This is a genomic window from Streptomyces endocoffeicus, assembly GCF_016741935.1.
Lineage (GTDB): Bacteria > Actinomycetota > Actinomycetes > Streptomycetales > Streptomycetaceae > Streptomyces > Streptomyces endocoffeicus.
This window is the reverse complement of the sequence record NZ_JAERRG010000001.1, coordinates 1,764,363-1,777,256: the sequence shown is the minus strand read 5'-3', so window position 1 is coordinate 1,777,256 and position 12,894 is coordinate 1,764,363. Positions and strand designations below refer to the sequence as shown.

Here is a 12,894-nt window from a genome sequence, read left to right as displayed (position 1 = left end):
AACAGGCTCACCGGGTCAGGGGACTCACCGGGTCAAGGGGCCGGGCGCCGGTGAGGGGTCAGGCACCGGGTCCGGGCCCGGCGGCCTGGGCACCGGATCGGGGGACGGGTCCGGTGTGGGGCCGGGGGTGGGGCTCGGCGGCGGCTCGGGCGGAGGAGTGGGAATCGGGTCGGGCGGCGGACCCGGGGGCGGTCCGGGCACGGGGCCCGGTGCGGGACCCGGTTCGGGTCCGCCCGGACCGGGCGACGGGGTCGGAGACGGCGGCCCGGGTTCTCGCAGCGTCGGGTGGATGGGGGTCGGGTCGGTCTGCCGTGCCACGGTGTCCTCCAAAGCTCTTGGGCTGGTGGCCACGTCACTTCCGGGGCGGGTGCCCCGGTCCCCTGGGATATACGCATGGTCTCGGCGGTCGCTGTCGCCATGCGACGTTTTCCTGATCCGGATCCCGGAAACGGAAATCCGGACCATCCATCGCTCACCCACATCGTACGTACGATGGGTGCGCGGACCGCGCATGATGTGCGCGGCTCACGCGCGATGGGTGTGCGGCTCAGGCAGGCGGGGCCCAGGCAGGTGCGGCCCAGACAGGCGGGGGCTACTCGCCCTCGACGACCGTGACCTCGACCCCCTGGGCGCGCAGCGCGCGAATCTCCTCGGGGTCCGCGTCGCCGTCGGTCACCAGTGTCCAGCCGGGCGGCAGCCGTACCCAGGTGTGGAAGGGGCGGCGGCCGATCTTCGCCGAGTGGGCCAGGACGTACACCGCCTCCGCCCGGCGGGCCATCAGCTCCTTCAGACGGGTCTGGCGCAGATCCGCCTCGCAGATGCCGTGTTCGGCCGTCACCCCGTCGGCGCCCAGGAAGACCCGGTCGAAGGTCATGCGCTCCAGGGCGGCCTCGGCGAGCGGGCCGAGGAAGCTCTGGCTCAGCGGGCGGAGCGTACCGCCGAGACATTCCACCTGCACGGTCTCCACATCGGCGAGCTCCTGCAGCGCGGTGAGCCCGGTCGTGGCGACCGTGAGCCCCTCGGCGGTGCGCAGTTCATGCGCGAGGGCGCCGACGGTCGACCCGGCGTCGAGCAGCACCGTCTCCCCGGCGCGCACCGTCGACGCCGCCCAGAGCGCGATGGCCCGCTTGGCCTCGAACGCCTCGCCCGTGCGCTGCCGCAGCGACGCCTCCGGGTGGGCCACCAGGGCCATCGCCCCGCCGTACGTCCGCGCCAGCCGACCGTCCGCGGTGAGCTGGGCGAGGTCGCGGCGGATGGTGGAGGCGGTGACCCCGAAGGTGCGGGACAGTTCCTCCACGCTGGTCAGACCCGTGGTCGTGGCCAGGTGGACGATCTGGTCGCGCCGGGCGCGCGCTCCGTTCACCGGCATGTCTTTCGCGTTCTTCACCGTGGACTGGGCCTCGCGTTCCTCGACGTGGCTCTGCGGGTCAGCGGGCGGGGGACGGCGACATCTCGGCGGCCTGCCGCAGCGCCTCGATCATGCTACCGGCGTCGGCCGTGCCCGTACCCGCGATGTCGAAGGCGGTGCCGTGGTCGACGGAGGTGCGGATGACCGGCAGGCCGACGGTCAGATTGACCCCGGCCTCCAGGCCCAGCACCTTCACCGGGCCGTGCCCCTGGTCGTGGTACATCGCCACGATCAGGTCGTAGTCCCCGCGCCCGGCCAGGAAGAAGGCCGTGTCGGCGGGGAGCGGACCGCGGGCGTCGATGCCGTCCGCGCGCAGCACCTCCAGCGCGGGCACGATCTTCTCCTCCTCCTCGCCGTAGCCGAACAGGCCGTTCTCACCGGCGTGCGGATTGATCCCGCACACCCCGATCACCGGTTCGGGGGTGCCGGCGCGGACCATCGCCTCATGGCCGCGGCGCACGGTGCGCTCGACCAGGCCGGGCTCGATCCTCCGCACGGCGTCGACGAGGCCGATGTGGGTGGTGACGTGGATGACCTTCACCGTGGGGGTGGCCAGCATCATCGACACCTCCTCGACCCCGGTGAGATGGGCCAGCAGCTCGGTGTGGCCGGGGAAGACATGGCCGCCCGCGTGCAGCGCCTTCTTGTTGAGCGGCGCCGTGCAGATGCCTTGCACCGCACCGTTCATGGCGAGTCCGGCGGCGGTCCGTATGTACTGGTACGCCGCGTCCCCGGCGATGGGGGAGAGCTCGCCCCAGGGCAGATCGGCGGGGAGCAGCCCGAGGTCGATGACGTTGATCCGGCCCGGGGTGAACGCCGCCTCGCCGGGCGCGGCCACGGTGACGACCTCGCACGCGATGTCGCGCAGCCGGGCGGCCTGCCGCAGCCGCTCCGCGTCCCCGATGACCACCGGACGGCAGCGCCGCAGGGTGTCCGGGTCGAGCAGCGCGGGGACGACCACCTCGGGTCCGATGCCCGCGCCGTCGCCCATGGTGACCGCGATCAGCGGAAGCGGGGCGGCATCGGTGTCCGCACCAGCGGCCCCGGTGGGGGCGAGGTGGGGGGAGGAGTTCATGAGGTGACCTTCCGTTCGGTCGGGTGGGGGCGCAGCGCCTGGGTGATGTGACGCAGGGAGTCGGGATCGCCGAAGCTGCCCGGTCGGGTCACGACGGATCGCCCGTCGGGGGTGCGGAGGTGGACGGCGCCGTGGTGCACCTGGCCGACCGGATCGAGCTCGGTCACCGCCAGCGCGTCCAGCACCCGGCGCGCCGTCTCGCCACCGGTCAGCACGAGGTCGATGGCCCCGTCGTGCGCGGCGACGGCCGCGCCGATGGCCCGGGCGAGCCCGAGCACCAGCCGCCGCCCGGACCCGGGCCCGGCGCCCGCCGACTGCTCCGGGCCTGTGCGGTCGGTCCCGCCGCCGGACGTCGGCGGGGTGGCGCGCCGGGGGCCGGGCGCCGGGGGCGCTGTGGTGTCGGGGCCGACGGCCTCGTGCGCGGGACGGGGGGACGGGATGGGAGCGGTGTCCGTCGTCGGCGGCGTGGGGCCGGACGGGGCGAGGGAGACGACGGTGACCGGGTCTGTCATCGGGGGCAGCCGCACCGGGGGACCGTCCGACAGCAACTCGGGGAGCGGTAGCCGGTGATGGGTGGCCCCGTCCTCGACCAGCCGCCGGACCTGCTCAACGGCCGCGGGTTCGGCCGTGCCCACGACGACCAGCACGGGCCGCCCGGCGCCCGCCGAGGGCGTCGCCGTTCCGGCGGCCCCTGTCGGCGGTGTGGTGGCGGGGGTGGCGGCCCGGCTCGCGGTGGCGGCTGGGGCGGTGGGGGTGTCGGAGGTGGGTCCGGTGCGGGCCGAGGTCGTCGCCGCCCCGGCTGCCGGTGCGGCTGCCCCCGTTGGTGTGGTGGCGGGGATACCCCGGGTGGCGGCGGTCGGAGCCGTAGTCGCGTCGGTGGCGGTTCCGGTGCTCGCGGATGGCGCTGCCGCTGCGGCGGCCGCAACCGGTTCGGCGTCGGGCACGGCCGGGCTCGTGGCGGCGGGAGCGGCCATGGCGGTGGCGGGGGTGGCGACCTGGCCTCCACCCGGGGCCGTGGTGGGGTCGGGGGTGGCGACCTGGCCTCCGGCCGTGGCCTGCGCCGTGCTGGGGTCGGGGGTGGCGACCCGGCCTCCGGCCTGCGCCGTGCTGGGGTCGGGGGTGGCGCCCTGGCCTCCGGCCGGGGCCGTGGTGGGGTCGGAGGTGGCGGCCCGGCCTCCGGCCGTGGCCTGCGCCGTGGTGGGGGCGGGGGTAGCCGGGCCCCCGGTGGCCGGGGCCGCCGTGGCATGAGGCGCCGTCGCCAGGTGGCGGCCCACTGCCAGGGCCAGGCCGCCCGAGCCGACCAGTCGCATCCCGGGGCCGTCCGCGAGCGATGCCTCGACGATCGCGTCGAGATCCGCGTCCGTTTCCGCGTCGCAGATGGCCACCCGTCCGGCCGTCGCGGCCGCGCGCAGGGCGGTGAGCAGGGTGGGGCGGGAGGACCGTACGGTCGTGAGCGGGATCAGGGCGGTCGGCAGGCCGCCGAGCGCCCGGGCCACCGAGGCGGGCGGGGGGACGGCCTCGGCGCGCCATGCGTCGCCCTCGTGGAGCGGCACTCCGCCGATGTGGACCACCCCCGAGCGCACCACGCGCCCGGCGATCGGCAGCGCGGGGGCGAGCACCACCCCCGCCCCGTCCTCCGCGAGCGCGGCGATCTCAGCGGCGACATTGCCCCGCAGCAGCGAGTCGATCTTCTTCAGGACGAAGGTGTCCAGCGCTTCCGAGGTGTCCAGGGCGCCCGAGGTGTCCAGGGTGTCCCGCGCGCCCGAGGCGTCCTGGGTGCCCCCGTCCGGCCAGGACATCCGCAGCGCCCCGCGGACCGCCTCCGCAGCCTCCGCCGCCGGGCGGTACCGGGAGTCCAGGTCCAGGACGGTCGCCTCGCCGACATGGCGGGGGCGAAGGGCCGTTGCCATGCCGGCGGCGCCCGGCCCCCCGAAGAGCAGCACCCGACTGCGTGTTGTGCGCGAGCAAACCGCGGCCGCCACCTCCGCGGCGCCCGACAGGTCATCCGCGATGGCCAGCAGCCTCCGGCTGGGTGTCATGTCCACCGGTACCTCCTCGAATGACCATGACAGGCGGAGTGGCCCAACACCGTGGGCATCGTCTCCGTGGCCCCGATGATGACATACGTTGCGCGAAGTGCGCGAGAAGTATTGCGTAAAGCGCGCAGTCATGTCACGGTGACCGCCGCGACACTTCGACCCGTACGGCCCTCATCCGGGCGCCGCACGAGTCGTGCGAGCAGGTCGCTCGCCCAGCACGTCGCTCGCCTCAGGAACGCCGAGAGGTCAACGATGACCCGTATCCCCAACGCTCCGGCCCTCAGCCGCCGGTCCGTGCTGCGCCTCGGAGCAGGCGCCTCAGCAGGTATGGCCCTCGCCCCGCTCACCGGGTGCGCGGGGCCCACCGGAGCCCCCGGGCCCGGCGCCATCAGTCTCGGGCTGAACCGCTCGCTGGTCAGCCTGGACAACAAGCTCAACCAGTTCGACGCGGCGGTCACGGTGCAGCGCGCCGTGCGCCAGGCGCTGACCCGGATCGGCAAGGGGCTCCGCCCCGAACTCGTGCTCGCCGACCGCTTCGAGATGACCGAGCCCACCGCCTGGACGGTGCGGCTGCGCGAGGGGGTCCGCTACTCCGACGGAACCCCGGTCACCGTCAAGGACGTCTCGACCGCGCTCAAGATGTACGCGGGCGTCAACGGCTCGTTCATCGTCGGTCTCTTCCCCGAGATGCCCACCGTCGAGCCGGTCGACGAGCGCACCTTCCGGCTGCACACCAAGCGCCCGGTGCCCATCCTCGACCAGCTGATGGCCAACATCCTGATCAGCCCGGCCGCCAGGAACCGGCCCGAGGAGCTGTCCGGCGGGGCGGGCTCCGGCCCGTACGTGGTCACCTCGGCCAACTCCGGCACCGGTGAGTACACCCTGGCCGCCAACCCCCGGTACTGGGGCCGCCGCCCCACCGTGGACCGGGTCCGGGTGCGCTTCGTGCCCGAGGAGTCCAGCCGTGTCGTCGCCGTGCGCAGCGGTGAGCTGGACGTCATCGACACCATCACCCCCGACTCCGCCGAGCAGCTCAAGGGCCTGCCGGGGGTGCGCCTGGACCGCACCTCGGGCACCCGCGTCAACCAGCTGTTCTTCAACTTCCGCAAACCGCGCGGACATCCGCTGGCCGACGCCCGGGTGCGCGAGGCGCTCAGCTACGCCATCGACGGCGAGGCCCTGGTGCGCGATGTGCTCACCGACTCGGCCCAGCAGGCCGAGGGTGTCGTCCCGCTCGCCCTCAAGGGGGCCGTACGCACCGGGCGTTACGTCCACGACCCCGGCGAGGCCCGCAAGCGCCTCGCCGCGCTGGGCGCGAGCGATCTCAAGGTGAAGATCATCTGGGAGTCGGGCGAGTTCCCCGCGGACACCTCGGTGATGGAGGCCGTGCTGGAGATGCTGCGCGGGGCCGGCGTCCGCGCCAGCCTCCAGCAGTTCGAACCGGGCGGCGACATCCAGCAGTGGCGGCAGGGCCGCCGCGGCGACTGGGACGTCCTCGGCAACGGCTTCTCCGTCCCCACCGGCCACGCCTCCACCAGCCTCCAGGGCATGTACGGCGGCACGCCGGAGAAGGAAAAGAGCCGGGACACCTACCAGGGCTATGTCTTCCCCCGGATCGCCACCCGGCTGGCCGACGCCTCCGCCGAAACCGACGAGAAGACGCGGAACGAGCGGCTCGCCGCCGTCCAGAAGCAGATCTGGGACACCCGCCCCTGCCTGTGGGCCTTCGTCCCCGATGTGGTGCTGGCCCGCCGCGCCCGGGTGCGCGACGTGGGCCTGCTCCAGCTCAACTCCTACGACCTCGCCGCCGTGCGTCTGGAGGGCTGAGCCGTGACGCGCTATCTGATACGCCGCCTGGGCCAGAGCGTCCTGACCGTCTTCCTGACCCTCTCCACCGTCTTCGTCCTGGTCCGCATGGCCCCCGGCGATCCCGCCGCCGCCCTGGCCGGGCCCAACCCCTCCAGCGCGGACCTCGCCCGGATCCGGGAGCAGTTCGGCCTCGACCGCGGACTGCTCACCCAGTACGGGCTCTTCCTGCGCGATCTGTTCACCGGCGACCTCGGCACCAGCTACTCCTTCCACGCGCCCGCCCTGGACGTGGTGCTCGACCGGGTGCCCTACACCATCACCCTCTCCCTCTCCGCGATCGCCCTCACCACCGTGGTGGCCGTGCCGCTCGGCGTGTGGATGGCCCGCCGTGCCGACACCAAGCGGGAGCTGGGCGCCAATGTGCTGACCATCGCCGGGCAGTCCATGCCGGACTTCTGGATCGGCGTGATGCTGCTGACCCTCTTCGCCGTGGCCGTCCCGGTGCTGCCCGCATCCGGCTTCACCACCTGGGGCGGACTGATCCTGCCCACCGTCACCGTGGCGATCCTCCAGATGGCGCTGATCTCCCGGCTGGTCCGCCGGGAGATGGTGGCGGCCCTCGCCTCGCCGTACGTCACCGTCGCCCGCTCCCGCGGGGTCTCGACCCGCGTGCTGACCTGGCGCTACGCCATGGGCAACTCCGCCATCCCGGTGCTCACCGCGCTCGGCACCCGGTTCGCCGCGATGCTCAACGGTGTCGTGGTGGTCGAGGTGGTCTTCGGCTGGCCCGGGGTCGGCTCGCTGGTCGTCCGCGCCCTGGAGACCCGCGACTATCCGCTGATCCAGGCGACCGTGCTGGTCACCGCCGCGCTGGCGGTCTTCGTCCAACTCCTCATCGACCTGGCGTACCCGCTGCTCGACCCGCGGGTACGCCTGGGAAAGGCGGCCTGAGATGCAAGGCGCCCTCGAACCCCCGGCCCCCGCGAAGGCCGGGCCCGGGACCCGTCCCAGCGCGGTCACCGCCAGGGATCTGGTCCGCGCCACCGCCACCCGGCGCCGCCGCAGCGCGAACCTCAAGCTGTGGGCGGGCGCGGTGTGCACCCTGCTGGTCGTGGTGCCCGTGGCCCTGGCGCAGGTGCTGCCCCTGCCCGGCGCGGGCGACCAGGACCTCTCCCGGCGCCGGCTCGCCCCGCTGACCGACGGCCATCTCTTCGGCACCGACCAGCTCGGCCGCGATGTGCTCTCCCGGGTGCTGCACGGCGGCCAGGTGTCCCTGACGGTCGGTGTGCTCGCGGTCGTCGTCTCCGGCCTCATCGGCATCGTCGCGGGCGCCGCCGCCGGGTACTACGGCCGCTGGGTGGACGCCGTCGTCTCCCGGCTGCTGGAGGCCCAGATGTCGCTGCCGCTGCTCATGATGCTGCTGCTCGTGGTGGCCCTCTTCGGCCCCTCCGTCACCGTCATCACCTGCGTCATCGCCATCGCCCAGTGGCCCGAGGTGGCCCGGCTGACCCGGTCGCTGGTGCTGGTCGAGCGGGAGAAGCCGTATGTGGCCGCGGCCCAGGTGCTGGGGCTGCCCCGGATCGCCATCCTGGCCCGCCATGTCATCCCCAACATCGTCCGCCAGGCATCGCTGGTGGTCCTGCTGCTGCTCGCCCAGGCGGTGCTGCTGGAGAGCGCCCTCAGCTACCTCGGCGCGGGCCCCCAGCGGCCGTTCGCCACCTGGGGCCGGATCATCTCCGACGGCCAGGACTACATCACCACCTCCTGGTGGCTGGTGACCCTGCCCGGCCTCGTCATCGTGCTGCTGGTGGTCGGGGTCAACCTGCTGGGCGACGGGCTGCGCGACCGCACCCGACGGCGTACGACGGAGGCCTCCCGATGAGCGATACGACGAGCACCCCGCTGCTGGAGGTCGAGGACCTGCAGATCGAGCTGATCACCGACCGCGGTGTGGTGCGCGCGGTCGACGGGGTCGGCTTCACCATCGGCCCCGGCGAGACGGTCACCATCATCGGCGAGTCCGGCTCCGGCAAGTCCACCACCGCGATGGGGCTGCTGCGGCTGCTGCCCGAAGGGCTCGCCGTCCTCTCCGGAACCGCCCGGATCTTCGGCGCCGACGTCATCGCCGACGCCACCGCCGCCGGACGGATCCGCGGCCGCGGGGTCTCCCTGATCCCCCAGGACCCGATGACCGCGCTCAGCCCGGTGCACACCATCGGCCGTCAGCTGGGCGAGGCACTCCGGCTGCGCCACCCGGGGATGTCCCGCGCCGACGCCCGCGCCAAGGGCGTCGAACTGCTCGGCCGGGTGCGGATCCCCCGCCCCGAGACCCGCTGGGGCGCCTACCCCCACCAGTTCTCCGGCGGCATGCTCCAGCGCGTCCTCATCGCCATCGCGCTGGCCGCCGAGCCCCGGCTGCTGGTGGCCGACGAGCCGACCTCGGCGCTCGACGTCACCGTCCAGGCGGGCGTCCTCGACCTGCTGATGGAGCTCCAGGAGCGCACCGGCATCGGCATCCTGATGATCACCCACGATCTGGGGGTGGCCCGGCTGGTCTCCGACCGCATCCACGTCATGCGCGACGGCCGTTTCGTGGAGTCCGGACCGGTGGAACAGATCGTGGACCAGCCCCGTGAGCGGTACACCCGCGATCTGCTCGCCGCCGTGCCCACTCTGGGCCCCTGGGACGAGACCCCCGCCGCCGCCGTCGCCGAGGAGGCGCTGTGACCCCCACACCCCTGCTGGCCGTCGAGGACCTGGTGGTCGAATACCCGGTCGCCGGCGGTGTCTTCCGCGCGGTGGACGGCGTCAGCTTCGCCGTCCCGCCCGGCGGGGCGCTCGGCGTCGTCGGCGAATCCGGCTGCGGCAAGTCCACCATCGCCCGCTCCATCGTCCGGCTGCTGCGCCCCACCCGGGGCCGGATCCTGCTCGACGGAACCGATATCGCGGGCCTGCCCGAACGGCGGCTGCGCCCGCTGCGCAAGCGGGTGCAGATGGTCTTCCAGGACCCGTACGGCTCCCTGGACCCGCATCTGACGGCCGAGGAGATCGTGGCCGAGCCGCTGCGGCTGAACGGCATGCGCTCCGGGGCCGAACGCGCCCGCCGCGCCGCCGCCCTCATCGACCAGGTCGGGCTGCCCGCCGGTGCGCTCCAGCGCCGCCCGGCCGAGTTCTCCGGCGGCCAGCGGCAGCGGATCGGCATCGCCCGCGCCCTGGCCAGCGGCCCCGAGCTGCTGGTGTGCGACGAGGCCACCTCCGCGCTGGACGTCTCCGTACAGGCCCAGGTGCTCCAGCTGCTGCGGGAGCTCCAGACCGAACAGGGGCTCGCCTACATCGTCATCTCCCACAACCTCGGCGTGGTCCGCGAGATCAGCTCCGAGGTGGTGGTGATGCGCGCCGGGAGGATCATCGAATCCGGGCCCACCGGCACGGTGCTCTCCGCGCCCGCCGACCCCTACACCCGGACGCTGCGACGGGCGGCGCTTGACCCGACGACCATGCGGGGACGCAAACCGCGCGCCCTCGTCTCCGCGATCGCGGCCGACCAGGAGTCCATCGCGGCCGACCGGGAGTCCGCCGCGGCCGGCCGGGAACCCGTCGCCACCGACCAGGAACCAGGAGCGACGCGGTGAACGCGCCTGCGCACACCCGCACCACCAGCCAGGCGTCCCCCGGCGGCGTCGCCCTGCCGGGCATCCCGCTGGTGGACCTCTCGCTGCGTCGGCCGCTCGGGCGGGAGGGGGTGGACGCGCTGCTGCTCGGCGGCTCCCGTGTCGAGCACCTCCGCGCCGACCTGGCCGCCGCCGGAGGGCCCTTCCCGGGCCAGGGGGTTCGCCCCTTGGCCCGGAGCGCCCCCAGGTGCCCGGGGCTCCGGGTCGCACCGGGCCGCGCGCCGCGGGAGGGCCCCTTGCCGAGCCAGGGGCTCCGTCCTTGGAGCCCGGACGCCCGTCGGGCGGGCACTGCGGACATCTCCGTATCACCACAACCATAAGGAGCCCGGCGAACAATGACCGCCGACGATGACACCGCGATACCGCTGACGGACGGGCGGCTTCGGGCGCGCCCGGGGGACCCGGGGCTGCGGGAGGCGTTCCTGCCCGCCCCCGCCGTGCAGAACCATGCCGCCAACCTCACCGTGCTGCCCGGAGGGGACCTCGGGTGTGTGTGGTTCGGGGGTACGCAGGAGGGCGTGCCGGACATCTCCGTGTGGTTCTCGCGGCTCGCCCCGGGGGCCGACACCTGGACCGAGCCGGTCCGGCTCTCGGACGACGACACCCGCTCGGAGCAGAACCCGCTGCTGTTCCCCACCCCCGCCGGGGAGCTGTGGCTGCTGTACACCGCCCAGCGGGCGGGCGATCAGGACACCGCCGAGGTCCGGCTGCGGGTGTCCGCCGACGCGGGTGTCACCTGGGGCGCGCCGCGCACGCTGTTCCCGGCCACCGAGGCGGGCGGGGTGTTCATCCGTCAGCCGGTGGCCGTCCTGGACTCCGGGCGGTGGCTGCTGCCGGTGTTCCACTGCGTGGCCACCCCCGGTGTCAAATGGGTCGGCGACCGCGACACCAGCGCGGTGATGATCAGCGACGACCAGGGGCGTACCTGGCGCGAGCGGCCGGTGCCGGGCTCGACCGGCTGTGTGCACATGAACGTGCACCAACTGCCGGACACCACCCTGCTGGCCCTCTTCCGCAGCCGCTGGGCGGACGCGGTGTACCGCTCGCACAGCACCGACGGCGGGGAGACCTGGAGCGAGCCGGTCCGTACCGAACTGCCCAACAACAACTCCTCCGTGCAGTACGTCCCGCTCGCCGATGGACGGCTCGCGCTGGTCTACAACCACAGCAGCCGAGGGGACGCCACGGCCCGCCGGGTGTCCCTCTACGACGAGATCGACGACGAGGGCGGGACCGGTCGGACCCCGGACCCGTCGGCCGCCACGCCGGACGACTCCGCGCCCGGCGCCTTCTGGGGCGCGCCCCGCGCCCCGATGACCCTCGCGCTCTCCTCCGACCACGGCCTGACCTGGCCCGTACGGCGCGATCTGGACACCGGTGACGGCCACTGCCTGACCAACAACTCACGCGACCGGCTCAACCGCGAGCTGTCCTACCCCACCATCCGGCAGGGCTCCGACGGCACGCTGCACATCGCGTACACCTACCACCGCCAGGCCATCAAGTACGTCCGCGTCGCACCGGATTGGGCGGCCGATGGCTGAGCCCCGCCACGCCGTGGTCACCGGTGTCAGCTCCGGTATCGGCGCCGCGATCGCGGCCCGGCTGCTGGACGAGGGGTGGCGGATCACCGGGATCAGCCGTACGGCCCCCGCGCACACCGTTGCGCGGCTGCACTGGATCCCGGCCGATCTGTCCCGGCCGGAGACCCTCCCCGAGGTGCTCGCCCCGGTGTCCGGGGTGGACGCGATCGTGCACGCGGCGGGCGTTCAGCGCTCGGCGCGGCTGGGGGAGCTCGACCCCGAGGACGGATCCCTCATGTGGCGGATCCATGTGCAGGCGGCGGGCGTCCTGGTGGACACGCTGGTGGACCGGGTCGCGGACGGTGGCCGGGTGGTGCTGGTGGGCAGCCGGACGATGACGGGCGTCCCCGGCAAGAGCCAGTACGCCGCCACCAAGGCGGCGCTGCCCGCCCTGGCCCGGTCCTGGGCGGCCGAGCTGGCGCCGAGGGCGGTCACGGTCAACGTGGTGGCGCCGGGGCCGACGGACACCCCCATGCTGCGGGACCCCGGCCGTAGCCGCACCCCGCCCGTGCTGCCACCGCTGGGGCGGCTGGTACGTCCGGAGGAGGTGGCGGGGCTGACGTCGTTCCTGCTGGGCCCGGAGGGCGGCGCGGTCACCGGCCAGACGCTGGTGATGTGCGCGGGCGCCTCACTCTGACGGCGGCGCGGCGTCGCCGCGGGCGAGCGCCAGCAGGCCCGGTGTGTTCCCGGGCCGGGCCTGCAGCGAGGGGAGCAGCAGGGTCCACAGATCGGCCAGCCGGTCCTCGACCAGCCGCCGCCCGTCGAGCGCCTCGGACACGGTGTGCAGCCCGAAGAAGGCGCATACGACGGTCCGGGCGGCGGGCAGCGGATCGACATGCGTGGCCAGATCGCCCTCGGCGCGCGCCTTCTCCATCATCTGCCCCACCGCGTCGATCCACCCCACGAAGGGCGGTGGCATGGGCGCCTCGATCAGGGTGCGCTCGGCCCACAGCCGGGCTCCGGCCCGCACCACGATGTCGTCGCGGAAGGCGCGGGCCACCGCGAAGCTGAGCCGGACGAGTTGCTCCAGGGGCGGCGCGTCGAGGGCGGCGAACCGCTCGACCAGCGGGGGCCAGGTGGCGAAGTGCTCCTCCACCACGGCCAGGGCGAGTCTTTCCTTGCTCGTGTAATGGAAATAGATCGCGCCGCTGGTGTGGCCGGACCGGGAGGTGATGTCGCTGATGCTCGTTCCCGCGTATCCCCGTTCGTCGAAAAGGAACGCTGCGGCCTCCAGAAGGGATCGGCGTGTTTGTTCGGCCCGTTCTTGCACGTGTTCGCCGTCCTTCCCCGTCGGATGTGACGGGGAGAA

General features: G+C 73.9%; 12 protein-coding genes. 8 read left to right on the top strand and 4 right to left on the bottom strand.

All coding sequences use genetic code 11. The features are described from left to right. Window positions 1-592 precede the first annotated feature (592 nt). The 3 genes from JK364_RS06705 to JK364_RS55095 are packed head-to-tail and all read right to left on the bottom strand — an operon-like array spanning window position 593 to window position 4,522. Window positions 593-1,369 carry a DeoR/GlpR family DNA-binding transcription regulator gene (locus JK364_RS06705; RefSeq protein ID WP_201848362.1) on the bottom strand — a complete coding sequence of 259 codons (777 nt, stop codon included), beginning with the start codon at window positions 1,367-1,369 and terminating at the stop codon, window positions 593-595. Window positions 1,370-1,427: 58 nt separating this feature from the next. Continuing rightward, complete coding sequence (gene pdxA, locus JK364_RS06700) at window positions 1,428-2,483, bottom strand: 4-hydroxythreonine-4-phosphate dehydrogenase PdxA (protein WP_201848360.1); 1,056 nt, start codon at window positions 2,481-2,483, stop codon at window positions 1,428-1,430. Beyond that, complete coding sequence (locus tag JK364_RS55095) at window positions 2,480-4,522, bottom strand: four-carbon acid sugar kinase family protein (RefSeq protein WP_230991575.1); 2,043 nt, start codon at window positions 4,520-4,522, stop codon at window positions 2,480-2,482. The genes pdxA and JK364_RS55095 overlap by 4 nt, the downstream gene beginning before the upstream one ends. Before the next feature lie 252 nt (window positions 4,523-4,774). On the opposite strand from JK364_RS55095, the gene JK364_RS06685 reads away from it, so the two are divergent. Genes JK364_RS06685 through JK364_RS06650 form a run of 8 tightly spaced genes read left to right on the top strand, consistent with a single transcriptional unit; the run spans window position 4,775 to window position 12,222 of the window. After that, entirely contained in the window at window positions 4,775-6,349 is a 1,575-nt protein-coding gene (locus JK364_RS06685; RefSeq protein WP_201848359.1) for an ABC transporter substrate-binding protein, read from the top strand. A gap of 3 nt (window positions 6,350-6,352) precedes the next feature. Beyond that, window positions 6,353-7,282 carry an ABC transporter permease gene (locus JK364_RS06680; RefSeq protein ID WP_201848357.1) on the top strand — a complete coding sequence of 310 codons (930 nt, stop codon included), beginning with the start codon at window positions 6,353-6,355 and terminating at the stop codon, window positions 7,280-7,282. Window position 7,283: 1 nt separating this feature from the next. Next, the gene (locus JK364_RS06675; protein ID WP_201848356.1) at window positions 7,284-8,213 is read left to right on the top strand and encodes an ABC transporter permease; all 930 of its coding nucleotides are present in this window, start codon (window positions 7,284-7,286) and stop codon (window positions 8,211-8,213) included. After that, window positions 8,210-9,058 carry an ABC transporter ATP-binding protein gene (locus JK364_RS06670; RefSeq protein WP_201848354.1) on the top strand — a complete coding sequence of 283 codons (849 nt, stop codon included), beginning with the start codon at window positions 8,210-8,212 and terminating at the stop codon, window positions 9,056-9,058. The genes JK364_RS06675 and JK364_RS06670 overlap by 4 nt, the downstream gene beginning before the upstream one ends. Then, window positions 9,055-9,963: an ATP-binding cassette domain-containing protein gene (locus JK364_RS06665; protein WP_307841172.1), complete on the top strand. Its 909-nt coding sequence runs from the start codon at window positions 9,055-9,057 to the stop codon at window positions 9,961-9,963. Before JK364_RS06670 ends, JK364_RS06665 begins: the two co-directional genes overlap by 4 nt. Continuing rightward, on the top strand, window positions 9,960-10,322 hold the full coding sequence (locus JK364_RS55090; RefSeq protein ID WP_230991337.1) for a hypothetical protein: 363 nt from the start codon (window positions 9,960-9,962) through the stop codon (window positions 10,320-10,322). Before JK364_RS06665 ends, JK364_RS55090 begins: the two co-directional genes overlap by 4 nt. A 15-nt stretch (window positions 10,323-10,337) precedes the next feature. Continuing rightward, on the top strand, window positions 10,338-11,546 hold the full coding sequence (locus JK364_RS06655; protein WP_201848352.1) for a sialidase family protein: 1,209 nt from the start codon (window positions 10,338-10,340) through the stop codon (window positions 11,544-11,546). Continuing rightward, window positions 11,539-12,222, top strand: a complete 684-nt coding sequence (locus JK364_RS06650) for an SDR family NAD(P)-dependent oxidoreductase (RefSeq protein ID WP_201848350.1) — start codon at window positions 11,539-11,541, stop codon at window positions 12,220-12,222. The genes JK364_RS06655 and JK364_RS06650 overlap by 8 nt, the downstream gene beginning before the upstream one ends. Here JK364_RS06650 and JK364_RS06645 read toward each other — a convergent pair. Further along, the gene (locus tag JK364_RS06645; protein ID WP_201848348.1) at window positions 12,214-12,855 is read right to left on the bottom strand and encodes a ScbR family autoregulator-binding transcription factor; all 642 of its coding nucleotides are present in this window, start codon (window positions 12,853-12,855) and stop codon (window positions 12,214-12,216) included. The genes JK364_RS06650 and JK364_RS06645 overlap by 9 nt on opposite strands. Between the last annotated feature and the right edge of the window lie 39 nt (window positions 12,856-12,894).